Raw genomic sequence first — 25,655 nt, forward strand, 5'->3', positions numbered from 1 at the left:
AAAGTAGATATTTTATCTTAATCTACAAAGAGTTATCGCAATTTTCTTCAAAAAATATAGTTTCATTTTACAATTAATCTTCCTTTTTATATTTTTTATCTGTAAAAGATAAGTTATATCCGCCAAGAATTGTATATTTGCAAAGTTGTTTAAACAATAATTCCATGATAGAACAATTTAGTTTTGATATCCAATTAATATTTGCCATATTAAATGGCAAAGTATCTGCAGCCATCAACCGGAAACTAAGCCGGAATTTTCGCCAAAATGGTGTAGAAATTACCCCTGAACAGTGGACAGTCCTTCTTTTTCTATGGGAAAAAGATGGTGTCACACAGCAAGAACTATGTAATGCCACTTTTAAAGACAAACCCAGCATGACCCGCTTAATAGACAATATGGAACGCCAGCATCTGGTGGTACGCATCGCCGACAAAAGAGATCGACGCACCAATTTAATTCATTTGACCAAAACCGGCAGAGAATTAGAAGGTAAAGCACGTTTCATCGCAAACAAGACATTGAAAGAAGCACTACAAGGATTAACATTGGAAGAACTGAAAGTCAGCCAAGATGTATTAAGAAAGGTATTCACCAACATCAAAGACTAAAGTTTTTCAAGGTTTTCATCTTTTTTTCCTAAAATAATTTCCATGATAAGAGAATTATGCTTTAATTTGTACACAAGAATAAATATAATCTATTAATAAAATACACACATGAAAAGCTTACTTAAGAATTTAGGTCTGATACTGATGATCATCGGCGCCGCTATTTTAGTCGGTGTTTTCTTCACCGGAAGTGCAGCAATTAACGACAACGGTGTTTTAGGTGGAAGTGCCGCCCTTATCGTTATAGGTTTAATCGTTTATATTGTATTAAACAAACGCATTGTTGATTAAAGTATAAGAGAACAAAAATAAAAAAGTCCGGGTAGAACTCCGGACTTTTTTATTTTATCGACTTTACTCACTTTATTCCAGATTGCCGAAAAGAAAAGTCCTTTTCTTCTAATCTTTATATATGTAATGCCTGTTAGATTATATATCTTTCAACTGTAACATTAGTAATCTTTCAACCGACACAAACATAAACAGTCATAATACTAACTCTTTCTGACTACGGATCATACTCCCCTGTCTTGCTTACGGATTTTTTACAGCTGAAGCTTTCCAGCTACGAATTCTTCACCTTAATCATCTGATAATAAGCTATTTATAAAGACATGAAGCTTTTGACGGAAATATAACATGAATTTTACAACCTACTTTAAACAATAATTTCTACACAAAAAATCAGCTCGTTCTCAAGAACGAGCTGATTTTTTCATCTACTTGCAACTAAATGTTACTACTAAATATCAGATATCCTCTTATTCTACTTCGGGAGTAATCAGTTTATACCCCTTCCCGTGGATATTGATAATCTCGATAGAATCATCTTCTTTCAAATGTTTACGCAACTTAGTAATATACACATCCATGCTTCGTGCATTGAAATAATTATCATCAATCCAAATAGTTTTCAATGCGAAATCACGCTGCAGAATCTCATTAGCATGAGCACAAAGCAAGCCCAATAATTCGGATTCTTTCGTAGTCAGTTTAGTCTGTTTTCCATCGATAGCCAGAATTTGTTTCTGAGTATCAAAAGTAAAACGACCAATCTTGTAGATATTGCTTTCCTTGTTTCTCTTACCACGTACACGACGCAAAATAGCCTCGATACGGAAAGTCAACTCTTCCATACTGAACGGTTTAGTAATATAATCATCCGCACCAATCTTGAAGCCTTCCAATATATCCTCTTTCAAAGTTTTAGCAGTCAAGAAGATAATAGGAATTTCAGCATTAGCCTGGCGAATTTCCTGTGCTAAAGTAAACCCGTCTTTCTTCGGCATCATCACATCCAATACACATAAGTCGTATTTGTTCTTAAGGAAAGCCTTGTAGCCAGCCTCACCATCCGGGCAAAGTTCGGCCGAGTAGCCTTTTGCCTGCAAATATTCTCTCAATAGCATGCCAAGATTCTCATCATCTTCGCATAACAAGATACGCAATTTCTCGTCCATATTATTCATTTTTTAATAAAGGTAATACAATTATAAATTTAGTTCCTACATTCAATTCACTCTCGGCACGTATAGTCCCTTTGTGATCTTGAATTATTTTTTTCACATAAGCCAGTCCCAAACCAAAGCCTTTCACATCGTGCAGGTTACCAGTATGCACACGATAGAATTTATCGAATATCTTCTTCAGGTTTTCTTTCTTAATACCTATTCCATTATCCTGGATAGAGATATAAAGCTTACCCGATTCATTCCAAGTACGTATATTCAACAACAATTCGCCTTCCTGTTTTTTATATTTCACTGCATTGTCCAGCAAATTAAAAATAACATTTGTAAAATGCATCTCGTCTACAAATATATCCGGATTTACCGCATCCAAATTCGAAGTGATTTTACCATTGTATTTCTCTACCTTCAACGTGAAAGTATTGACAACACCGGCTATCAAATCATTTGCATTCACCTCTTTCATCTTCAGCGTCGCTTTTTGCTTTTCGAACATAGACATCTGCAACACCTTTTCCACTTGAAAACGCAAACGCTTGGTTTCATCATTTATCACTCCGGATATATGCTGGAACATAGCAGGAGATTTTCCCACTGCCGGATCTTTCAACATCTGAGCTGCCAACGATATGGTAGAGATAGGTGTCTTGAATTCATGTGTCATATTATTTATGAAATCATTCTTTATCTCGGTCAACTTCTTCTGACGGAAGATGATATAGATAGTAAAAATGAACGTCACAAGCAATACAAATGTGAAGATCAGTGACGGGATCATAAATTTAACAGAACTGAATATGTAACTGTTCAATGTAGGGAAGTGAATATTTACTGTTGCCATACGAGCCGGAGGATCATTTTTAAATAAAACCTGCGGATATGTATTCTCACTACCCTCTTTGGTATAATCAGGGCAATGGTAAACTTCCGTCCCGTCACGGTCTGTCACCGTAAAATGGTAAGGAATATCAATGCCATTATTCAGCAATTCTGTCTTTAAAAACAAGTCCAACTGTTTAAAGTTGATTCTTTTGTTCAAGGGTTTGTCACTAGCTGTATACAAAATGTTATAGACCACTTCGTCCAACAATGCACGTTGGTACACATATCTGTCTTTAATTATTTCCTGCAAGGCTCTTGAAGTCTGAGGAATATTCTTACCAGTCGAAATAATCGCTTTAGGAATATTAGAAGGACGATTCGCACTGAACCTCATCTTCAATTCAAAAGTAGAGTAACCGTTCAATCCATCGGAAGTTATGGAGTACTCATGTGTATGCGCTACCACATTACCACTTCCCTCCCCCTTTTTTTCTTCGGACTGCTCCCTGGATAACTGTGCTGCTTTTTCTGTAGCAATCGCATCATCCTCAAGGTACTTTTTAGTTTCCACCAACTCAATATTTCGACACGCTTGGACTAAACTGCGCTGAACAGACTCATCAAATTGTCCTTTGCGCATTTTCACCATTTCTTCAATATAGCTTACCTGCAAATACAATAAACTAAGAAATGATAGTCCCATTACAATACCTAATACCCAAATAGTAGACTTTTTCATGTCAGCAAAATTAAAAGCGCTAAATCTCATTACATAATAGATTAACCAAATTTAAACGGCTATTCTCTATAATTAACCGAAAAAGTCATTTAAGCTAAGATTCTGACTATTATAACAAAATTTACGCCAGTTGGTTTGCAAAAATAATAAAAAATTAAGTTCAAAACCAAATAACAAACCTAAAAGTTTAAGTTATCTTAAATAAAAAGAGACGTATTTTTAACGAAATACGTCTCCTCTAAGTATGAAATCTTACACTTTATCAATCATCTTTATTTTCTTTAGCTTCAAATTCCTTCATTAATTTTTCTTGTACATCCGTCGGAACCAATTCATAGCTGGCAAACTTCATAATAAACGAAGCGCGCCCACCTGTCAAGGAACTCAAAGAAGTGGAATAAGAAGACATTTCTTTCAGAGGTACTTTCGCAACCAGTTTTTCATATCCACTTTCACTGCTCATACCCATAATCATACCACGACGACCTTGCAAATCACTCATTACATCACCCATTTTGTCGCTAGGAACGAAAACTTCCACATCATAAATTGGCTCTAGAATCTTAGGCCCAGCATTCTTAAATGCCTCACTGAATGCATTACGTCCTGCAAGCATAAAGGAGATTTCATTTGAGTCTACCGGATGCATCTTACCATCATAAACAATCACTCGTACATCACGCGCATATGAACCAGTCAACGGACCCTGCTCCATCCGGCTCATAATCCCTTTCAAGATAGCAGGCATAAAACGAGCATCAATAGATCCCCCCACAATACTGTTAATAAAGACTAATTTACCACCCCATTCCAAAGGTATTTCCTCAGTCCCCTTCACATTTATCTTGAATTCCTGACCGTTAAACTTATACGTTTCGGGTACAGGCATTCCTTCATAATAAGGTTCAACAATGAGATGAACCTCACCAAATTGCCCTGCACCACCTGATTGTTTCTTGTGACGATAATCGGCACGAGCTGCTTTAGTGATTGTTTCACGATAAGGAATCTTAGGCTCCTCAAACTTAATCTGCAATTTTTCGTTATTCTCCAAACGCCACTTCAAGGTACGGAGATGGAACTCACCTTGTCCATGCACAATAGTCTGTTTCAATTCTTTGGATTGCTCTACCTCCCAAGTAGGATCTTCCTCACGCATACGGTTCAATATAACCATCATCTTCTCTACATCAGCCTCATTTACAGGCTTGATGGCGCGCGAGTATTTAGCATTAGGATATTTAATGAAATTAAACCGGTTTTCACAGTCTTTGCCGTTCAAGGTATTTCCAGTCTTTACATCTTTCAATTTCACAGTACAACCAATATCTCCGGCTACCAGCTCCGGCACCGGAATACGATTAGCTCCGGCACAAACAAAAAGCTGTGCCATACGCTCTTTAGAGCCACGATCAGCATTAGTTAAATCATCACCTTCGTGTACCTTTCCACTCATCACTTTAAAATACTGCACACCACCGATATGGGGTTCAACGGCAGTCTTGAAGAAATAAAGAGAAGTAGGTCCATTAGCATCGGGAGGCACAGGCACACCACGAGTATTATGAACTACAGGCATATCTGATACGAATGGAACAACATTACCTAAAAATTCCATCAGACGACGGACACCCATATCTTTACCTGCACATACACAGAAAACAGGGAACATACCACGTGCAGCCAATCCCTTACGGATGCCTTCACGCATTTCATCTTCAGTCAATGATTCCGATTCAAAGAATTTTTCCATCAATGTCTCATCATTTTCAGCAGCAGCCTCTACCAAAGCTTTATGCATCTCCAATGCCTTTTCTCTCTCAGAATCAGGAATTTCTTCAATTGTAGGAGCACCTCCTTCTGGTCCCCATGAATATTTCTTCATCAACAGCACGTCAATGAGTTCATGAAAATTAGGTCCCGTTTCAAGAGGATATTGCACGGGAACTACCTTAGAGCCATAAATACTACGCAACTGTTCGAGTACATTGTCATAGTCACATTTCTCGTTATCAAGCTGATTAACCAAAAAGATAACTGGTTTGCCTAGTTTTTCTGTATAACGGAAGTGGTTCTGAGTGCCTACTTCGGGACCGTATTGTCCATTCAGTAGCAAAATAGCAGTATCGGTTACATTAAGCGCGGTTATGGCAGCCCCTACGAAGTCATCACTGCCCGGACAGTCAATTATATTTAGTTTTTTTCCATTCCACTCTACATGATAAACGGTAGAGAACACTGAATAACCATATTCTTGCTCTACCGGAAAATAATCACTAACCGTGTTTTTGGCAGTAATTCTGCCACGACGTTTTATAATACCACTCTCAAAGAGCAAAGACTCTGTGAGGGTGGTTTTACCTGAGCCATCATTGCCAAGAAGTGCAATGTTTTTAATTTCGTTAGTCTGATATACTTTCATGATATCTAAGGTTTAATTATTAACAAACGGATATGTGTTTCATATCTCCTAAAAATGTGGAGCGCAAATTAGAAAATAAAGAGAAAAAAAACAACTTAAAGGATAGTGTTACTAAACTATGTTTTACGACAGATATTCTATATTAGCATTATTTTTTTGTAACTTTGCCACAAAATAAGTTATCATGGCAGGCATCTACCTACATATACCCTTCTGCAAAAAGCGTTGCATTTACTGTGATTTTTTCTCTACTACTCGTAAAGAACAGAAAACAGCATACATCCGTGCATTGTGCCACGAACTAACTAACCGGAAAGACTATCTGAAAGGAGAACCCATAGAAACGATTTATCTAGGTGGCGGTACTCCCTCACAATTGGCTAAAGAGGATTTCGAAGCTATTTTCTCCCATATTTATAAGGTGTATAAAGTAACCCCCAATGCCGAAATTACTTTAGAAGCTAATCCCGATGACTTAACATCGGAGTATATCTCTATGCTACGCACCTTTCCTTTCAACCGGATAAGTATGGGAATTCAAACTTTCCAGGAAACGACTTTAAAACAACTCCAACGACGACATACCGCCGACCAAGCCATTCGTGCCTTCCAAGGCTGCCGCACGGCAGGTTTCCAAAATATCAGTATTGACCTGATGTATGGGCTGCCCGGCGAAACGCTCACCTCATGGAAAAAAGATTTAAAACAAGCCCTTTCCTTACACCCGGAACATATTTCCGCTTATCATCTTATTTATGAGGAAGGAACTCCCCTGTGGAAACTCCGCGAACAACATAAAGTAGAAGAAGCAGACGAGGACTTAAGCGTTTCCCTGTTCGGTACACTAATCGACGAGCTCACTACTGCCGGATACGAGCATTATGAAATATCCAATTTCTGTTTGCCAGGTCTTCATTCCCGGCACAATTCCAGTTACTGGACAGAAAAGCAATATTTAGGTTGCGGTCCTTCCGCACATTCCTATAATGGCATTTCACGCCAATGGAATGTAGCTTCACTAGATAAATATATAGAGGGGATCTCAAGCGGAAATCCCACATTCGAAGTAGAAGAACTTGACCTATATACCCGTTACAATGATTTTGTCATTACCCACATACGTACACAATGGGGAATGCCACTGCCCAAACTCGGGAAACAATACGGAGAAGAACTGTACAAATACTGCCTACGTATGGCCACTCCACATTTACAACAAGGAACACTGGAAATAAAAAACGATACGCTGAAACTGACCCGTAAAGGCGTTTTTATATCAGACGGGATCATGAGCGACATGCTTTGGGTGGAGTAACTAATACTTCAGCGAATATTCACATATGCTATTTTAAAAGCATCCCCCAAAAATAAATGAATAATTTTATAAAATACGATAGGGAGATTTTCAAGTTTCCCTGTCTTTACTTATATAAACCAATAAACTAAAAAGATATGAAAACAAGTACGCGCATAGTTCTTCCATTCTTCTACGCATTAATGGAAGCTTATGCTTACAATAGCGAAAACGATTCTGAAGAACACAGGAAAACGGAACAAAAGAGTTCCGAATGCAACCATAACACAAATCAAATTTTGGAAACTCTTTCTCCAAATATTACAAAGAGGATAACAGACTCTGAATAAAGGCATATAAATTATTGAATAATAAAAGAAAACTAAAAACTAAATGATTTCTTCAACTTGCAATCAATACAGTATCAGGGGAATTTTCTTGATACTGTTACTAATGATTTCCACTACATTCATACAGGCCCAAAAAGCAGATCTTTCTTTCAGCATTCACTTAAAAAAAGCGAATCTGAAAGAATTCATATTTGAAATAGAAAAAGCCTCCGGCTACTCTTTTATTTATGGAGAGGAAATCATCCTTAAACATCCTATAACCCTCAGTCTAAGAAAAGCTCCATTAAGCCTGATTTTACAGAAAGCTTTTGCTGGACAGAATATCAGTTTCAAAATAAACAAAAATCACATTATATTAAAAAAATACGCTCTACAATCCAGCAAGAAATCTTTTACCCTGAACGGGTATGTATTGGACAGTATATCGAAAGAAACATTGATAGGTGCCAATATTTATGATCAGAAAAACGGAGTGGGTACTACTACCAATCCTTTCGGATACTTTAGCATCACATTGCCTGAGGGAGGCACTAAACTAAACTTTTCATATATAGGCTATGCAGTAAAACAAGTGTCTTTGCACCTATGGAAAGATACTATGCTGACCATCCAACTCCACAATGACAACCAACTGAATGAGGTCATTATCTTGTCCGACAAACCCGAAACGGGTATTCAAAGCAGTCGTATGGGAGCAAGCAGTATTCCTATTCCCCACATAAAAAACACACCGGCATTGATGAGTGAGGCAGACGTACTAAAATCCATCCAACTACTGCCCGGTGTACAAAACGGAATGAACGGAACCAGTGGGTTATATGTACGCGGAGGAGGTCCGGACCAAAATCTTTATTTATTAGACGGTGTACCTTTATATAATGTAGATCATACACTGGGCCTGTTATCGGTCTTCACTCCGGAAGCCGTGAAAAAAGTCGATTTATACAAAAGTAGCTTTCCGGCACGATTCGGCGGACGTCTTTCATCTATTGTCGATGTCCGTACCAATGACGGAAACATGCAGCTCTATCATGGAAGCTTGACTATCGGTCTTCTCACTTCACATCTGCAATTTGAAGGACCTATATGGAAAGATCATACTTCCTTCATTATCTCAGCACGACGCAGTTATATTGACTGTTTCCTCCCACTAGTTATGCCAAAGGACGAACGGGGCGGTTATAGTTTGTATGACATCAACGCCAAGCTAAATCATCGCTTTAGTGAACAAGATCGCCTTTTCATCTCTTTCTATAAAGGAAAAGACCACGTCTACTATAAATACAAAGATGAAGATAAGTTCAAGCAAACTCACAATTGGGGAAACATATTACTGAACACACGCTGGAATCATGTTTTCACACCCCAACTATTCAGTAATACTACGCTGGCATACAATCGTTATGTTTTTGATATCAGACAAGAGGAAACTTCCAGCATACAACAACCTGATGGTTCCACAATCATCAATGGTTCCAACAATCTGTTTCACTCCGGCATCAGTGATCTTAGCATTAGTACGGATTTTGATTATCATCCGTTACCGGCACACAACATCAAATTTGGAGCGAAATACATATATCATCAGTTCGCTCCGGAAGTGCAGACCGTAAATCAACACAATTCCGACAATGGATATCCACAAACTAACGACAATTATAGTTTGAACAATTCTCATATCCATGCTCATGACTTTTCCTTGTATGCCGAAGATGATCTTATTCTGAACGAACATTGGAAAATAAATGCCGGATTGCACTTTTCATTTTTTAATGTACAAAAACAGACTTATCTTTCTTTGCAACCCCGTCTTTCCATAAGTTTCCAAGCGACCTCAAATATCATCTTAAAAAGTTCTTTTTCACAGATGAGCCAGTGTACCCAATTATTATCTACTGCATCACTGGCCATGCCTTCCGACCTTTGGGTGCCCGTCACACGCCACATCCGCCCCATGAAATCTTTTCAATATGCTGTAGGAGTATACTATACCGGTATCAAGAATTGGGAATTTTCCATAGAAGGATACTATAAAGATATGTATAATGTATTAGAATATAAAGACGGAGAAAGTTTTCTAGGTTCTTCCCATAACTGGGAAGACAAAGTAGAAATGGGCAAAGGACGTTCATTCGGAGTGGAGTTTATGGCACAAAAAACTGCAGGGCTCCTTACTGGATGGATTAATTACACCCTATCCAAATCCGACCGGCAATTCAGTACGGACGGGATCAATAATGGTAAACGTTTCCCTTACCAATATGACCGCCGACATACCTTGAATCTCACTCTAAATTATCAATTGACACGACGGATCGACTTCAATATGTCATGGACTTATGCATCAGGTTGCATGGCAACACTTCCTACAGAGAAGACACATACAGAACTACCACCTACCAATGTACCACCTTCCTGGATTATGGATAATTTGAACAAAGGAGATATGGATCATTCTAGTTCACGAAATAACTACAGATTGCCTGCAAGCCACCAATTGAATATAGGATTCAACTTCCATAAACAGACCCGGCACGGAGAACGGATATGGAATATCAGTATCCTAAATGCCTACAATGCCATGAACCCCAACTTTGTCTATATCAGCAGGGAAGCACAAACAGGAAAGCCTATATTGAAAAAAATGACAATCTTGCCATGTATTCCTTCATTTTCATACACTTATAAATTTTAAAATCCAATGAAAAAATACTTTTTATTTCTTTGTGTATTTGTTATTTTAAGCGCATGTACCAATACCATTGGTTATTTACCCGATGATGAACCTAAAAAACTGATCGTAAATGCCATGATGCAAACTGAAAATAACGATAACCGGATTTATCTGCATTACACAGGATGGACAGCTACCACTCCTGTCACCGATGGTATCATACACCTGTATATCAACGGAAAACTGTCAGAAACAATCACTGCGGAAGATGATTACTACCCAGTAAAAAGCATATTCCGAACAGGAGATAAAGTGAAAATAGAGGCTTCTTCAGAAAATGGTAAATATAAAGCAAAAGCGGAAACACGCATCAGTGCACCCTTACAGATTATAAATGTAGATACAACCTATATAAGTTTAAGAGATTATAACAGCTGGGTAGGAGGCAAGCCTGTATATGACAATTATCTTCGGCTTAACATTCAATTAAAACAACCCGATATAGAGGCAGAGAATACATACTATCGTCTTGAAATAAAACAGATTTTTTATTCTCATAAATGGCATGACGGCAGGGACACTCTCAGTATTGACACGACTTATAACTATAATTATATTTATGACACCGCCTTGACAGACGGCAAACCCGGACATGCTATAGATGAAGGATTCGAGCTTATTCAGAAATGGAACAATTATTTTGGCCTTTTTAAAAGCTGTTATTTTAAAAACAGGGAATATAACATGACGATAGATTTAAAAGAAGACATCAACTATATACATATAGATTCTCAGAAAGCAGAGCGATATATCAGTATCCGGTTTTACAGTATTTCAGAAAGTGAACATAGATATTTGTATGCCATGTCCTCTGCATTAGATTTTGATGCCGAAAATTTTATTTATGCAGTTCCCCTTATTCCCAATAATATAAAAGGAGGAATAGGTATATTCAGTATTGCCAACCAAGTAGAATATAAATTGAAAGAAGAAAATTGCCAAGACAGATACTAAGAAGAAGGCTTCAGTTCCTCTCATACAATAAATCAAAACTAAAAGTTCTAAAATGAATAGCACATCTATTTACATTTTAGTAGCTTTGCATCCGATTATAACATTAACAAACATGCCCAACACGGCAATGGAGGCAACTGAACTACTCAAAGAAATACAGAAGCATGATTCCCAACAGGCTTTCCGGTCTTTATACGATATGTATTATGACCGTTTCTTTCGTATCGCCTTTTATTACCTTCAACGGGATGAATGGGCTCAAGAAGTAATTTTAGATGTTTTTACCACGCTTTGGAATCATCGAAAAAGTCAGCTTATTCCCGATGATTTTAATAAGTACAGCTATATATTAATAAGAAATGCCGCTCTGAACTATTTGGAAAAAGAACAAAGGAGGGAAGCCTCGCCTCTGGAAAATATGCCGGAAATATCTTCTTCCAACCTTTCTCCTGAAGAACAAATGATGAATGAAGAGTTATTTAACATTTATGAGAACTCACTGAATGAATTACCTGAACGTTGCCGAACAATCTTTATTAAAGTCCGCGAAGAAAAACAAAGTTATGCTTCCGTTGCCGAAGAACTTAATATAAGCCCTAAAACAGTAGATGCCCAGTTACAAAAAGCTGTAACCCGACTCAAAGAAAAAATTAACAATTATTTTAGAAATAGACGATAGGGAGTTTTCCAGATTCTCCTGTCTTTATCAATAGAAACTAATAAACTAAAAAGACATGAGAACAAATACACGTTTAGTATTACCATTTTTTTATGCCCTGCTTATAAGTGCATGTAGTAACAACGACAACTATCCCAAAGAGTATATAGGCTTTGAAAAACAATTCATATCACACACCTATGATACAAAGAACGAGGAAGAAACCCTTACTTTAAAAATAATAGCTGCCGAAAAACAAGACACAGACCGTAAACTGACCATTAGCAGTTCTACAAGTAACAATAGCTTCCACATTCAAAATGCCCATCCGGTCATCTTGAAAGGAAAGAAATCAGTAAAAATAGATATCATTCTTTATCCTAAACAAATAAAAAGCGTACAACGTATCATACGGTTGATCTGTACTCCTGACGGAAAAGACGCAAAAATTTCTGAAATTTCTATCCGTCTGCAAAAGAAGTAGTATCTTTGTCCAGCAAATAAAATAACATGAATTCACCGAAATCAGACAAAGAACTGGACGAATGGTTGGAATTATTATCTTCTTCCACTCATTCACCGCAGGGAAAATTCTCGGCGGAGAAAAGTTATAATATATTGCAACAACGTCTTCAACCGGCATACCGCAAGCACAAAATACTTTCCATTCGGTATACAGTTGCTGTGGCTGCCGGTTTCGTCCTGCTTATAGGTTTCGGTTGGATGTTTTATTTTTACCAACGTCCGGTACGTACACTGATTGTTTCCACCAATATACAAACTCAATGCATCCAATTACCGGATGGCTCTAAAGTAACCCTAAACCGACATTCCCAATTGAGCTATCCGGAAACTTTCAACAAGGAACGAATCGTAAAGCTGAATGGAGAAGCTTATTTTGAAGTCAGTAAAAATCCTAAAAAACCATTTCGTGTCAAAGCAAACGGAGTTACCATCAGGGTATTAGGCACGCATTTTAATGTCAATGCCTATGCCTCCGATTCTTTAGTAGAAACAACCCTGCTGGAAGGTAGTGTATCCGTCAGTAACAATGCCAACGGTAAACAAATGATATTAAAGCCCAATGAAACAGCCATTTATCGTAAATCGACTGGAATATTGTCTATGCACATTAATGCAAATGCACAGAACGAAATAAGTTGGCGTGAAGGTGTTCTTTCTTTTAATGACATATCTATGGGAGAAATCGCTCGTCAACTATCCCATCATTTTAATGTCACCATACAGATAAAAAGCGAACAGTTACGTAATTATAAATTAAATGCACGTTTCAAGCAAAACGAAACGTTGGAAGAAATTCTAGAAATGTTGGCTCCCATCGTAGGTTTTACTTATCACATGCCCCAATCCAATCTTATTGAACTAAAGCAAGAAAACTAAAAAACAAATGATTTCTTCACTTTATAAGAAACACAGTATCACTTTTTTTTACTTAATGCTGTTACTAGTCTTTTCCCATTCATTCATATCAGCACAAACTCCGGATATGCCTTTTAATATTTATCTGAAACAGGCTAGTTTAAAGGAGTTTACAGCTAAAATAGAACAACTGTCAGAGTATTCTTTTATTTATGGCGAAGAAGTTGTACTCAAACATCCCATAACTCTCGATCTGAAAGAAACCCCATTAACAACTATTCTACAAACAGCTTTCATTAAACAAGACATCAGTTTCGAGATTACCAAACACCATATCATATTGAAAAAAACAACGTCACTTCCTATAAAACAACATTTTACACTAAACGGTTATGTATTGGACGAAATATCGAAAGAAACACTGATAGGTGCCAATATCTATGACCAGCAAAATAAACAAGGAACAATCACAAATCCATTCGGATTCTTCAGTATCACACTGCCCGAAGGAAACACTGAACTGAATTTTTCCTATATAGGTTACGGTTCAAAACAAATAGCATTGTATTTATGTAAAGATACGCTGCTGACTGTCCAACTTAAAAACGATAATACATTGGAAGAAATCGTTGTCCTTTCTGATAAAATGGAAACAGGCTTTCAAAGTAGCCGTATGGGAGCAAACAATATACCTTTGACACATATTAAAAATACCCCTGCTTTACTGAGTGAGGCAGATGTATTAAAATCAATCCAGCTTCTGCCCGGTATACAAGGAGGTATAACCGGTACCAGTGGCCTGTATGTACGTGGAGGAAGTCCCGATCAGAATCTTTATCTGCTAGACGGTGTACCCTTATATAATGTGGACCATACACTAGGTATTCTCTCCATCTTTACCCCAGAATCGGTCAAGAAAGTCGATTTGTATAAAAGCAGTTTTCCTGCCCGTTACGGAGGAAGACTGTCCTCCGTCATTGATGTACGCACTAACGATGGAGATATGAGGAATTATCACGGCAGTCTGACCATCGGGCTGCTGACTTCCCGAATGCACTTTGAGGGTCCTCTATGGAAAGACCGGACATCATTTATTATTTCTGCCAGACGCAGTTATGCCGATTTAATTATCAAGCCTTTCATGGATAAAGATACGAAAGGAGGTTACTACTTATATGATATCAACACAAAACTAAATCATCGATTCAGTGACCGTGACCGCCTGTTTTTCTCCTTTTATCATGGCAAAGATCATGCCAGCTTTACAAATACTTCTTCTTATTACTTTGAAGAAGAAAAGGAGACAGACACAAGAGAGAGACAAGTCATGGCTTGGGGAAGTACATTAGGGGCATTACGTTGGAACCACATAGTCAGTAATCGTCTGTTCCATAACATCACCCTATCCTATAACCGTTTCCGATTCAATATAAAAAACAATTTCACGTCCGCCAACAAACACCTTGACAGCCAATATTATTCCGGTATAGAAGATTGGGGATTAACATCTGACTTCGACTTTCATCCATCCCCCTCCCATTTCATCAAATTCGGAGGAAACTATCTCTACCATACGTTCCGCCCCGAAACCCAACATACATTTGTGCACTCTCCGAATGAACAAGAACAACCTGATAAAACATACACCATCGGAGGAAATGAAGCGACACACTCACACGAAATTTCCCTTTATGTAGAAGATGATTTCAAATGGAACGAACAATGGAAAACAAATATAGGCGCACATTTCTCACTCTTCCAAGTACAAAAGCACACTTATGCCTCCTTGGAACCTCGCATTACCGTTAGTTTCAAAACCAGTCCCAACCTTACTTTCAAGGCGGCCTATACCCACATGACACAATATGTACATTTACTTTCTTCATCCAATCTCTCTCTCCCCACTGATCTATGGGTACCGGTCACACAGAAGATCCGCCCGATGCGAGCATGCCAATTTTCTATCGGGGGTTACTATACAGGTATTCAAGGATGGGAGTTTTCTGTAGAAGGCTATAGCAAAATAACGAAAAACGTATTGGAATACAAAGATGGTAATACTCTAGTCGGTAATTCCATTCATTGGGAAGAGAAAGTAGAAATGGGCAAAGGACGCAATTTCGGCATAGAATTCATGCTGGAAAAGAAAACCGGACGTACTACCGGATGGATAAATTATACTTTGGCTAAAGCCGACCGTATATTCAGTAAAGGAAATGTAAATGGAGGGAAACGTTTTCCCTATAAATACGACAGACGCCACTCCGTGAACATCACGATAAACAGGCGCCTCAACAAAAAAGTATACATGAGCGCTTCTTGGATTTACGCTTCAGGAAATACTGCCACCCTGCCCAAAGAGAAAGCAACCATCATTCTCCCCGAAGGAAGCTATGGATGGGGACATATGGGAAATACAGGCAACGGGGTTGTTTTTCCCATTGAATATAGCTCTTCTCGAAATAACTACCGTCTGCCCGCCAGTCATCAGTTGAATCTAGGATTCAACTTTCACAAAAAGACAAAACATGGAGAACGGATTTGGAACGTCAGTATTATGAATGCCTATAACTCTTTGAATCCCAATCATGTATTTATAGATTATTACACGGATGAGCAATCGGAAGGAAAAAAGATTCCTGTGATACAAAAAGTCACTCTCCTTCCCTTCTTACCTTCATTCTCATATACTTATAAATTTTAAGCAATAATGAAAAAAGCACTTTTACTCCTTTCATTTGTTCATTTATTGGCCGCCTGTACCAATGATATAGAAATATTGCCTAATGATGAATCTCAAAAGCTCATCGTCAACGCTCTGATAAACGCAAACAAAACGAACAATGCTATCTTTTTAGCTTTATCCGGCTATCACGAACCCCAAGTAGTAAAAAATGGAATTATTCACCTTTATATCAATAATGTATTATCGGAAACAATTTCGGAATGTACCTATCGTCCTAACAATGATTCACCGTTAGACTATCAAAATTATTTTTACCAGATAAGCAGCCGTTTTAAAACCGGTGATCAAGTACGTATCGAAGTAGAAACCAAAGACGGAAAATATAAAGCGAATGCAGAAGCAACAGTATATGAGCCCATTGAAATTATCAAAGCGGACACCATTGAATCTAATCATTCTCTATCAGAGACTTCGGAAAGCCTTTGGATATATCAAGCAACAAAGTGGAAAATAAAATTACAAACTCCCACCACAAACCATTCCCAATATTACCGGGTCAACATAAAACAAACATATACTTACCACCTTACTAACCGCAAAACTTTACAAGACTCCACTGCTATCTCCACCCAATGGGAATGTAGCGGATATTATGACACTGCATTAATGGACGGAAAACCTGGCACTCCCAACAACTCTGATCCTATCATTAATTTCATCCCCACTATAAACAACTATTATAATGTATTCAATGATGCTTACTTTACCAACAACCAATATACCATGACTTTAGACAGTTGGTATAGTTTCCTATTAGACAATAAACTATATAAAATTAAAAAGATAACTGGAAAAGCTATCATACAATATTATGCCATATCCCCGGCTGAATATCAATATTTACGAGCCGCCAATGCATATGCCGACCATGACAGTAGCAACCTGTTGGAAACACCTGTCATCTTTCCCAATAACATCAAAGGAGGAATAGGTATTTTTGCCATAGAAAATCCGACAGAAACAAGCATTCCTTTAAAATCCATCGAAGATTATTAGAAAGCTTTGCCACTTTCGGATCTCTGTTAAATTATTTATCTTCCAATGAAATCTGAAAAGGAGAAGCCGGTAGTCCGGTTCTATTTTTCAAATTCGCATGAACCGGATTATCATCCCAACCATAACGTACCGTTACAGGATGAGGGATATCTTTATGCCATACCGCCACCTGATTCCCATTAACGACAACTGCTTCCGCCCACTGAAAATGCCCATCGGCACCGGCTATCGCAAATCCCTTCAATTCATCTACCGCCCATAATTTATCAGTCCCGGCTTCGAAAGAAAGAACAGCCTTTCCTTCATGATTGACAGTCATACCCGTACACATAGGCCCACTGTGCACACTCTTTTTATCACCATACACCCTTCTTTTCACCAACAGGGAGATACGTCTTGCCAGTTCTTTTTTGTTTAATGGATGAATGTCGTTCCACTCGCCCAAATCAATCGCCACCGCCAAAGCTGCATTCGGGACTTTCAACGCCACTCGCCGTTGCGCTTCACGCAAAGCCGCCCAATTACTTTCTACCGGGTGTGGATGTGTCTGCATGAAATTGGCCAACTGTACAATGAAGAAAGGCAGTTCTTTATCGGCCAGTTTCTCACGCCAATCGGCAATCATGGCAGTCAGCAATTCCTCATATTCATTAGGACGGCCCGTATTCGTTTCTCCCTGATACCACAACGCACCGGTAAAGACCAGATTACGCAGAGGAGAAATCATGGAGTTATACATACCGGTAGGAATATTCTGAAAAGAGACACTGTTAGTGCGTGCAGGCATCTCACAACCTAATTGATATTTCCATCGGCTAGACAAATGGACTGTATCTGTCCCCCATACCAGACAATAGGGCTTATCGGGCACAAAGCTGGCGGCGCCTCCGTAATTAATCAGCCGGACAGTCACCAGATTCTCACCGGGTTTCAATAAAGAAGCCGGCACCCGATAAATACGTGGCGGATACTGATAGAAAGTGTTACCTACGAAGGTACCGTTTACAAATACCGAATCGGCATCCACCATGCATCCCAAACGCAGGACAGCATCTTTTCCGGCTTGTTCCGCTGATACATTCACTTTCTGACGGAACCAATGAGAGCCACTCACCGGATATCCATTCTTCCTGCCCCATTCTTTGGAAAACGTATCTACCGTCTGCCAGTCCGTATCATCCAGTTCCGGACGATTCCAGCATATCCCGTCATGAAGTCCTTGGTCTCCTTTGTACAAAGCAGCATCCCAAAAACGGTTCATCATCTGTCCCGAACGGTTGCACAACTCACGATACTCGTCCGAATTAAACAAATCACGCTCGTGCAACTGACGCGGAAACTTCTGCAAGGCCTCCTCACTCATCCAAGCCTCAACGGAGCTTCCCCCCCAACTAGAGTTAACAATGCCCACAGGTACTTGGGTTTCCCTATACATCTCCTTGGCAAAAAAATAAGCCAAAGCAGAAAAGGAAGGAGCGGTTTCTTCAGTCAGCGACATCCAGTCCGTTCCCGGCAAATCGTCTTTAGGTCCATGCAAATCATTGCCTAAAGGAATCTTCACATACCGTATCATCGGATTCTCATCCCTTGCTATTTCCTCGGCAAATTTATCAGTCACCCGTCCGACGGTCAATTCCATGTTGGACTGTCCGGAACAAAGCCAGACATCACCCACTAGAATATTTTTCAACCGAATATCATTCACGATCATTTCAAAAGGGCCACCTGCCTTCATGGGAGGCAGTTCCACCAGCCACTTTCCATCTTCCCCGGCTACCGTACTGAATTTCTTCTTTTTAAAAACAACGGTCACACTCTCTCCTTTATCGGCATTTCCCCATATTTTAACGGACCGCTCACGTTGCAACACCATACCGTCCGATAGGATGGCAGGCAATTTCACCTTTGCTTCGGTCCATACGGAAAACGCACAAAAAGCTGACATCACTAAAGCTAACTTATATTTCATGTTTCTTCTAAAGCTAAGTACCGTATTTTATTTATTAAACCCACTCTCAGGACATTCATAGTTCGAGATTTCCAACCGGAAGCGTTTCATGTCCTCCAACTCGTGTACCGGACGTTCTATGCCAGCCGGAATAGGCATCCCTGAGAAAGTCTGGAAATAAAGCAGACAGGCATCTTTCCACCACACGGCGTCACGCATCTGGATTTTCAATTTCGACTGCACTTCCCTGAACCGGCGTGCATCTACAAAAGGTTCCACACTGTCCCATATTTCCTGAAAACCACGTACCTGTCGTACACCTCTATCGTATGCACGGCACAACTCCCCCCAAAGCGTACGTCCGCTTTTCATCCGATACTGCCAGGGCACATGATGGAACCAAAGCAAATAAACTTCAGGGCAAGTTGTCTTGTCATTGTAAATCAGACGAAGTGAATCAGGATACTGAGAAACGGCATTACTCCCTTTGCTGCTACGGTCGAAACCGATTCCCTCTTTGTCCGCCCTATGATAATAAGAGGGTAGCCAATCCGGACGGGCACCGGGTACACTGCACCACGGTTCGGGACCATAGTGGTGGCCCCATGCAAACTGATGATGCAGTCCTAATGGCATCATATAGTCTACCACCGCCTCCCGGCTCTGCAACATCATCGCCTTGACCGGGCAGACAAATGCCGACTGGGAAGTAAATGTCTGCTGCAACCACTCATCGGCAATCCTGTCTGAAGTCAACAACGGATTCCATGCCAAACGCCCGAAAGCATACCAGTTGGCCTGCGCAAAATGGTGTCCGCACCAATTCGCATCCGTACCGATGTTTGCCACACCCGCCGCAGCTTTTAACCTGTCCGGACGTACCTCGCCAAAGAACTCCTCCCATAAAGGAGCCAAATAGGCCAGATGATTGGAAAAGCCTAAATACTCCTGAGTAATTTGAAACTCCACCATCATGGGAGTCTGCTTCATAGCCGTGAACAAAGGACTATAAGGTTCACGAGGCTGGAAATCAATCGGTCCGTTCTTTATCTGTACAATTACATTCTCGCGAAACTGTCCATCCAAAGGCATAAACTCCAAATAAGCCTGCTTGGCACGGTCACTGTCGGTAGGACTATAAACAAACGCCCTCCACATCACGATTCCTCCGTAGGGTTTCAACGCATCCGCCAGCATATTCGCTCCCTCGGCATGAGTACGTCCAAAATCACATGGTCCCGGTTGCCCCTCCGAATTGGCCTTCACCAAAAAACCGCCAAAGTCGGGGATCATCGCATAGATCTCTTTTACTTTTTGTTTCCACCATCCAATGACTTCCTTGTCCAACGGATCTGCCGTATCCAACTTGCCCAACCGGATAGGAGATGCAAAATTAACCGATAAATAGACCTTTATGCCATAAGGCCGGAAGACATCAGCCAATGCTTTCACTTTCTCCAAACTACCAGTTGTCAGCACTTGAGGTGAGGCATTGACATTATTTAGTACCGTTCCATTAATACCCACAGAAGCATTGGCACGGGCGTATGCCTCATAACGTGGCGACAAAGTTCCGGGAAGTTCCTCCCAATTCCACAAAGAACGACCAGCGTAACCACGCTCCACCGTACCATCCGGATTATCCCAATGGTTCAGAATACGCAAGTCATACGCAGGCTGTTCAGTAACCGACAGAGGTACAGTGAGCTGCCCCGCCGCCTGCATACGCAGCAGACTATAAACGCCATAAAGCAATCCAGTTTCGGTGGATGAAAGAATACGAACCTGATGTTCTGAAGAAGTGATGGCAAACCCATCCCCACGCCCTGTTTTCTTTTTCTCTAAAAGTACAGGATCTCCCTTCCAAGCGTTTTTCAATTCAGCAATGGCAATGGCTATGGTGGGTGACACTTTTCCTTTATAAGTAATTTCCACCTCCGCGCCTTCCACCGGACGTATCACCGGTAGCCACAAGTGGCTACCATCTTCTTCCACCGGGCGAACATGGTCCGGCCGTGTACCTGCATGCAACATTCCTGCTGCCAACCATCCGCACATTATTCCTATACAAACTGTCAATCTCATATTTTTCATTGTTCATTCAGCTTATTTCTCCGGCAAGGAGATTCGTTCATAAACAGATAACTATCCTCATAACCGCCATAATCCACCACTATCTTTTCAAATACGATGGCAGGCTCCACCGGTTTTAGAACCAATGTATAGGTTCCGTCCGCACAGTCGGGCAGGCTCAACTTCACCCGGGTCTTCACTACCCGACGGGCCACTGTGGGATACAGTACACGATATACATTATCCGGATGTTCGTTCAACTCCGCATTGAAACAGACAGTCTGCTCCTCCGCTCCTTCAAAACCTACCGTGTAGCGATGACCTTCCCGTCTGAGGAAGGGCAGTGTGGATTTCACAATGACATACACATTTACTGTATCTACTTTTTGCGGTATTTTCATTTTATAAGAGAGCGAAGCCCCCTCCGCAGACTGTGTATAAGGCATCAAAGCCACTCCGCTCAGCGTACGTCCCATGTGCGGTATGACTGTCCAGGCGGTCTTCGGTGCAACGGATGATGTAAAGTAATGCTCCGCCTCCATAGAAACCACCCCTTTGTCACCGGTAAACAAATATCCTCCTACAGCCCCTTCCGGTTGTTCTATCCGGTAGACTTCCGGTAAACGGTCGGCCGGGAAATCATCATTCCACGAAGTATAGCCTATATGTTTCTGCGTCATCATCCCATTCCACTTGCCTCCCGACATTTCTTCGTTGTATTCCCTGCACAATTCCGCATCACGCCGGAATGCCTGCTCCACTTTGTCGGCCCACTCATTCGCCTGCGGATTATTCTCCTTGTATAATTTGTGATTCATGGCTTGTGCATAATACATTTCATACAGATTGGCCATCGCCTGCACAGGAAAAAGAATCAGTTGTCGGTAGGCATCTCTGTAAGCGGTATCCAGTTTCAAATACTGCCGCAAGGCTTCCGCCTCCAGCTTCACATATTCATCAGCCACCTGCCTCCATTCCCCCGAAGCCAAGTGATAAGTATCCTTATCCAGCATCTCGGGAGTCACGCGTCCATTGTACTTGCAATACAGGTTCAAAATACGCATGGCCTCATCCGCCTGTTCCTCACCGAACTGCTGCGCACAGAACACTCGTGTATGCTCCAACAGATCCCCTGCCGCATAGCGTTCCGGATTCCAAGCCATATTCATAAAAAGAGTGATAGGATACTCCATCGGCTTCAAATCCCCCACATTCAATATCCAAAGCTTATCCACCCCATAACTGTAAGTCAACTGAAGCTGCTCCCACATATTTTGTACGGGAGTTACATTCAACCATTTGGAATTACGGGGGGCCCCCACATAGTCCACATGGTAATACATCCCCCAGCCACCGGCACGTTTCCGTTCTTTTGCATCCGGCAATCGGCGCACATCCCCCCAATTGTCATCACTCAGCAACATAATCACATCATCAGGCACACGGAGTCCCATATCATAAAAGCGTTGCACCTCTTTATAAATAGCCCATACCTGCGGACGTTTCTCCGGCACTTTTCCCGTCACTTCCTTAATAATACGACGCTGGTTCCGGAATATCTTCTCCATCAGGCGCATGTTTTCCTCATCACGCGGCACATATTTGTCATCTTCCCCCTCCTTTCCACCCATCGGAGTATCACCGTCACCTCTCATACCAATGGTAATCAAATCTTCCGTACCGGCGGCACGCTCCATACCTTCACGGAAAAAACGGTCAATCACTTGCTGGTTGGAAGCATAGTCCCATGCCCCATATTCGCTGCGCTTTCTCACCCATTCCTGATGATTGCGTGCCATAGGTTCATGGTGTGAGGTTCCCATTATAATCCCCATCTCATGAGCGGTCTTGCTGTTCTCCGGATCATCCGCATAAAAACTCCAACCCCACATGGCAGGCCACATAAAGTTACCACGCAGACGCAAAATCAGTTCGAACACACGAGCATAAAAACGATGATCACCATAATTCGTGCCATAAGTGTGCTTCACCCATCCGGTCAGGCAAGGAGCCTCGTCATTCAAAAAGATACCCCGATACTTCACCGCCGGTTCTCCCGCCGTATAACTTCCACGCGTCATCGAAAGATTCTGCCGGAACATCACCGGCACATCCGCCCAGTCGTACCACGGCGAAACACCAATCTGCTCCGAAAGCTCATAAATCCCATAAATCGTTCCGCGTTTGTCACTTCCCACAATGACGAGCGCCTCATCCACTCCGTTCAAGGGAGCAGACACCACGGTCATCAGGTATTTCTCATTCTTGCCCTCCAGCAACGAAGCATCTATCTTTTTCGCTTTTACCAATTCTCTGATATAGCGGCTTTTCAACGTACCTACCATAATCATGCGCTTTACGCCGGGAGTATAGCATAACCCGGCAGCCCGGCCACTTACCCGTTTAAAGTCATTCTGAAGATTCCTTACTGCTATCATCACACCAGCATCCTCCTGCTCGTCCACCAATATTTCATTGGCCACTCCGTTTTCCATCAGAGTGAAACGGTCGGGAGCCAGCTGGTCAAAAGTAATCCCTTTATGATCTATAGCTCCTACATTCAGGCACAAGGTGGAGAACAAGAATATCCCCACACATTTTTTCAGTTTCATTCTATTCACTTTTTAGTTACCGTATTCAAAATAATCTATATCCACATATCCTCCCAAATCTTTAGTAGCATAATTAAAAATAGCAAACTTGCTTCCCATAAAGAATTTGGTATAATCAAAAACCATTTTACAAGGTTCTCCTATTCGTTTCCACGTTTTCTTGTCATAACTGTAATAAAAAGTGGCTTCATCTTTTTTATCTGCAAAATCGCCCTCCATACGAAGATAGACCACCTCTTTCTCACAATCCATGCGTTCCTTCTCCAGTACTTCCACAGCAGTCACCCTTTTTTCCCGGTCCGAAAGACTGACAGACTGATGTGACATCACCCACTGCTTTTTCCCGTTCTCCATGACCACAGCCAGTACCCCGGACAACCCATTGAAAGCGCAGAAGCCCGCAACATCTCCTTCTTTCATCTTCGAGATATCCATAGCTACCACACCGCTGCACTTCGGTCCGCTCATACGCTGAGTCAAGGTATTGGGAGCCAGAAACAGATTGTCCACCACCTTTCCGGTCCTCAACCGCAGGAAACCCGGACGCTCCGTCAGTGACCAGCAATCGTCCAACGGATTGTGGTTCCACTGCCAGTTCAAACTCAACTGATCGGTGTCGAAACCATCACTTCCCATGATACTTCCTTTACATTCCTCTCCGTAAACAGGCATCTCCATACATTCGGGCACACGTCCGTCCGCATCACCCAGTATCGGCCAACCGTCTTCCCAGCGGCAGGGCATCAATGTGGGTACACGCCCTATACCGCCTCTATCCTGAAAAATAAAGCCATACCAGTTTCCGTCAGGAGTATCGACTATACAGCCTTGTCCCACGCCACCATATCCTTGAAATTCAGTTTCTAAAATCACCTTTTTCTCATACGGACCGGTTATCTGGTCGGCACGGTAGCACACCTCACGACGCAACCGTCCGGGAATGCTCCAGTCCATGGAAATCATCATCACATAATATCTGCCGTTATGCTTGAATGCCTGACTTCCTTCCAGAAGTCCCTGCTCGTCGGCGTCCCGCTCGAATATCTTTTGGTCTATACCTCCCGGTTCCACATCGCTCAGGTCGCTCTTGAGCTGACGAAGTTGCCCGGTGCCATAAAACAGATAAACTTTGCCGTCGTCATCAAAAAACAAAGAAGCATCATGATGATGAGGCGGACGGGAAAGTAATGTCCATTCGCCCGCCGGATCTTCGGCGGTATAGATATAACCACGATGGGGTTCATCATTGGGTGAGAACCATACATAGAACCGTCCGTCATGATAGCGGAGGCTGGAAGCCCATTGTCCGCGACCATATACCGTGCCTTCTTTCAAATCATAACGGGGCAAGTCAGTAAGCCGTTGAAACACATAACTGATCGTTTCCCAATGCACCAAGTCTTTTGAACGCATCACCGGACAACCCGGCATCAGGTGCATAGTGGTGCTTACCAGATAGTAGTAGTTTCCCACCCTTATCATGGAAGGGTCAGGTACATCCGCCTCAATCACCGGATTATGGAACATTCCCCGTTGTTGTGCAAACGCCCCCGACAAACCAATGAAGCAGGTAATAATAATGATGATCTTCTTCATTTCTTTTTCTACTTTCTATTTTTTAACTATAGCCAGTTTCACAATCGGATTCTGCGCCTGCAACACTCCGGCAAGCAACAGGGACAAGCCACTCATCATACATTTCCGGATACCGGATAAATCACATTCAAGTTTCATATTCATGGTATTAAATTCACAAGGTTGTTTTTATTTTCCGTTCTTCACGGCTCAACAAGAGCAAAGATAAAGACATCCGCTTTATTTTCGGGCGGAACTATGTTACATAGTCC

At 41.2% G+C, this 25,655-nt stretch carries 19 protein-coding genes; 11 read left to right on the forward strand and 8 right to left on the reverse strand.

The genetic code is table 11. The annotated features are described in order from the left end of the window. Window positions 1–164: 164 nt before the first annotated feature. Window positions 165–611, forward strand: coding sequence for a MarR family winged helix-turn-helix transcriptional regulator (locus tag GKD17_RS16270; protein ID WP_005841174.1), 447 nt, complete (start codon window positions 165–167; stop codon window positions 609–611). Between the two features lie 108 nt (window positions 612–719). Next, window positions 720–902, forward strand: coding sequence for a hypothetical protein (locus GKD17_RS16275; protein WP_005851190.1), 183 nt, complete (start codon window positions 720–722; stop codon window positions 900–902). 470 nt (window positions 903–1,372) lie between these two features. Here GKD17_RS16275 and rprY read toward each other — a convergent pair whose 3' ends face one another. The 3 genes from rprY to GKD17_RS16290 form a co-directional block, all read right to left on the reverse strand. Continuing rightward, window positions 1,373–2,071 carry a response regulator transcription factor RprY gene (gene rprY, locus GKD17_RS16280; RefSeq protein ID WP_005841169.1) on the reverse strand — a complete coding sequence of 233 codons (699 nt, stop codon included), beginning with the start codon at window positions 2,069–2,071 and terminating at the stop codon, window positions 1,373–1,375. Window position 2,072: 1 nt separating this feature from the next. Beyond that, window positions 2,073–2,705, reverse strand: coding sequence for a sensor histidine kinase (locus GKD17_RS23835; RefSeq protein ID WP_404932260.1), 633 nt, complete (start codon window positions 2,703–2,705; stop codon window positions 2,073–2,075). 1,198 nt (window positions 2,706–3,903) lie between these two features. Then, complete coding sequence (locus GKD17_RS16290; protein ID WP_007831839.1) at window positions 3,904–6,063, reverse strand: elongation factor G; 2,160 nt, start codon at window positions 6,061–6,063, stop codon at window positions 3,904–3,906. Between the two features lie 184 nt (window positions 6,064–6,247). Here GKD17_RS16290 and hemW point away from each other — a divergent pair, with 184 nt between their 5' ends. From hemW to GKD17_RS16335, 9 genes are all read left to right on the forward strand, one after another. Next, window positions 6,248–7,378, forward strand: a complete 1,131-nt coding sequence (gene hemW, locus GKD17_RS16295; RefSeq protein WP_007831837.1) for a radical SAM family heme chaperone HemW — start codon at window positions 6,248–6,250, stop codon at window positions 7,376–7,378. A 137-nt stretch (window positions 7,379–7,515) separates the two neighbouring features. Then, window positions 7,516–7,707, forward strand: a complete 192-nt coding sequence (locus GKD17_RS16300; RefSeq protein ID WP_007839873.1) for a hypothetical protein — start codon at window positions 7,516–7,518, stop codon at window positions 7,705–7,707. A gap of 43 nt (window positions 7,708–7,750) precedes the next feature. Continuing rightward, on the forward strand, window positions 7,751–10,402 hold the full coding sequence (locus tag GKD17_RS16305; protein WP_032935473.1) for a TonB-dependent receptor: 2,652 nt from the start codon (window positions 7,751–7,753) through the stop codon (window positions 10,400–10,402). 6 nt (window positions 10,403–10,408) lie between these two features. Then, the gene (locus GKD17_RS16310) at window positions 10,409–11,395 is read left to right on the forward strand and encodes a DUF4249 domain-containing protein (protein WP_007831827.1); all 987 of its coding nucleotides are present in this window, start codon (window positions 10,409–10,411) and stop codon (window positions 11,393–11,395) included. Window positions 11,396–11,507: 112 nt separating this feature from the next. Beyond that, window positions 11,508–12,074 (forward strand): RNA polymerase sigma-70 factor, encoded by a 567-nt coding sequence (locus GKD17_RS16315; RefSeq protein WP_005844655.1) that lies wholly within the window; start codon window positions 11,508–11,510, stop codon window positions 12,072–12,074. Window positions 12,075–12,129: 55 nt separating this feature from the next. Beyond that, window positions 12,130–12,537: a hypothetical protein gene (locus GKD17_RS16320; RefSeq protein ID WP_005844653.1), complete on the forward strand. Its 408-nt coding sequence runs from the start codon at window positions 12,130–12,132 to the stop codon at window positions 12,535–12,537. 26 nt (window positions 12,538–12,563) lie between these two features. Further along, the gene (locus GKD17_RS16325; RefSeq protein ID WP_007831823.1) at window positions 12,564–13,454 is read left to right on the forward strand and encodes a FecR family protein; all 891 of its coding nucleotides are present in this window, start codon (window positions 12,564–12,566) and stop codon (window positions 13,452–13,454) included. 7 nt (window positions 13,455–13,461) lie between these two features. Further along, entirely contained in the window at window positions 13,462–16,137 is a 2,676-nt protein-coding gene (locus GKD17_RS16330; RefSeq protein ID WP_007846163.1) for a TonB-dependent receptor, read from the forward strand. 6 nt (window positions 16,138–16,143) lie between these two features. Next, window positions 16,144–17,175, forward strand: coding sequence for a DUF4249 domain-containing protein (locus tag GKD17_RS16335; RefSeq protein WP_007831819.1), 1,032 nt, complete (start codon window positions 16,144–16,146; stop codon window positions 17,173–17,175). Window positions 17,176–17,206: 31 nt separating this feature from the next. Here the strand turns inward: GKD17_RS16335 and GKD17_RS16340 are convergent, their stop codons facing one another. From GKD17_RS16340 to GKD17_RS23400, 5 genes are read right to left on the reverse strand one after another with little or no spacing between them, the layout of a single operon-like run. After that, window positions 17,207–19,144 (reverse strand): sialate O-acetylesterase, encoded by a 1,938-nt coding sequence (locus GKD17_RS16340; protein WP_007831817.1) that lies wholly within the window; start codon window positions 19,142–19,144, stop codon window positions 17,207–17,209. 27 nt (window positions 19,145–19,171) lie between these two features. Further along, window positions 19,172–21,217 (reverse strand): alpha-glucuronidase, encoded by a 2,046-nt coding sequence (locus tag GKD17_RS16345; protein WP_007831812.1) that lies wholly within the window; start codon window positions 21,215–21,217, stop codon window positions 19,172–19,174. Continuing rightward, window positions 21,214–23,808: a glycosyl hydrolase 115 family protein gene (locus GKD17_RS16350; protein ID WP_007831811.1), complete on the reverse strand. Its 2,595-nt coding sequence runs from the start codon at window positions 23,806–23,808 to the stop codon at window positions 21,214–21,216. The genes GKD17_RS16345 and GKD17_RS16350 overlap by 4 nt, the downstream gene beginning before the upstream one ends. 12 nt (window positions 23,809–23,820) lie before the next feature. After that, the gene (locus tag GKD17_RS16355) at window positions 23,821–25,404 is read right to left on the reverse strand and encodes a glycoside hydrolase family 43 protein (protein WP_007831810.1); all 1,584 of its coding nucleotides are present in this window, start codon (window positions 25,402–25,404) and stop codon (window positions 23,821–23,823) included. A 15-nt stretch (window positions 25,405–25,419) separates the two neighbouring features. Next, window positions 25,420–25,542, reverse strand: a complete 123-nt coding sequence (locus tag GKD17_RS23400; RefSeq protein WP_007839861.1) for a hypothetical protein — start codon at window positions 25,540–25,542, stop codon at window positions 25,420–25,422. Window positions 25,543–25,655: the final 113 nt, after the last annotated feature.

The organism is Phocaeicola dorei (genome assembly GCF_013009555.1).
Taxonomy (GTDB): domain Bacteria; phylum Bacteroidota; class Bacteroidia; order Bacteroidales; family Bacteroidaceae; genus Phocaeicola; species Phocaeicola dorei.

Bases quoted from the DNA above. Each gene is read 5' to 3' on its own strand.
- GKD17_RS16345 (WP_007831812.1), bottom strand. From the start codon at position 21,217: ATGAAAAATATGAGATTGACAGTTTGTATAGGAATAATGTGCGGATGG.
- GKD17_RS16350 (WP_007831811.1), bottom strand. From the start codon at position 23,808: ATGAAACTGAAAAAATGTGTGGGGATATTCTTGTTCTCCACCTTGTGC.
- rprY (WP_005841169.1), bottom strand. From the start codon at position 2,071: ATGGACGAGAAATTGCGTATCTTGTTATGCGAAGATGATGAGAATCTT.
- hemW (WP_007831837.1), top strand. From the start codon at position 6,248: ATGGCAGGCATCTACCTACATATACCCTTCTGCAAAAAGCGTTGCATT.
- GKD17_RS16300 (WP_007839873.1), top strand. From the start codon at position 7,516: ATGAAAACAAGTACGCGCATAGTTCTTCCATTCTTCTACGCATTAATG.
- GKD17_RS16290 (WP_007831839.1), bottom strand. From the start codon at position 6,063: ATGAAAGTATATCAGACTAACGAAATTAAAAACATTGCACTTCTTGGC.
- GKD17_RS16320 (WP_005844653.1), top strand. From the start codon at position 12,130: ATGAGAACAAATACACGTTTAGTATTACCATTTTTTTATGCCCTGCTT.
- GKD17_RS16340 (WP_007831817.1), bottom strand. From the start codon at position 19,144: ATGAAATATAAGTTAGCTTTAGTGATGTCAGCTTTTTGTGCGTTTTCC.
- GKD17_RS16330 (WP_007846163.1), top strand. From the start codon at position 13,462: ATGATTTCTTCACTTTATAAGAAACACAGTATCACTTTTTTTTACTTA.
- GKD17_RS16315 (WP_005844655.1), top strand. From the start codon at position 11,508: ATGCCCAACACGGCAATGGAGGCAACTGAACTACTCAAAGAAATACAG.
- GKD17_RS16325 (WP_007831823.1), top strand. From the start codon at position 12,564: ATGAATTCACCGAAATCAGACAAAGAACTGGACGAATGGTTGGAATTA.
- GKD17_RS16305 (WP_032935473.1), top strand. From the start codon at position 7,751: ATGATTTCTTCAACTTGCAATCAATACAGTATCAGGGGAATTTTCTTG.
- GKD17_RS16275 (WP_005851190.1), top strand. From the start codon at position 720: ATGAAAAGCTTACTTAAGAATTTAGGTCTGATACTGATGATCATCGGC.
- GKD17_RS23400 (WP_007839861.1), bottom strand. From the start codon at position 25,542: ATGAAACTTGAATGTGATTTATCCGGTATCCGGAAATGTATGATGAGT.
- GKD17_RS16355 (WP_007831810.1), bottom strand. From the start codon at position 25,404: ATGAAGAAGATCATCATTATTATTACCTGCTTCATTGGTTTGTCGGGG.
- GKD17_RS16310 (WP_007831827.1), top strand. From the start codon at position 10,409: ATGAAAAAATACTTTTTATTTCTTTGTGTATTTGTTATTTTAAGCGCA.
- GKD17_RS16335 (WP_007831819.1), top strand. From the start codon at position 16,144: ATGAAAAAAGCACTTTTACTCCTTTCATTTGTTCATTTATTGGCCGCC.
- GKD17_RS16270 (WP_005841174.1), top strand. From the start codon at position 165: ATGATAGAACAATTTAGTTTTGATATCCAATTAATATTTGCCATATTA.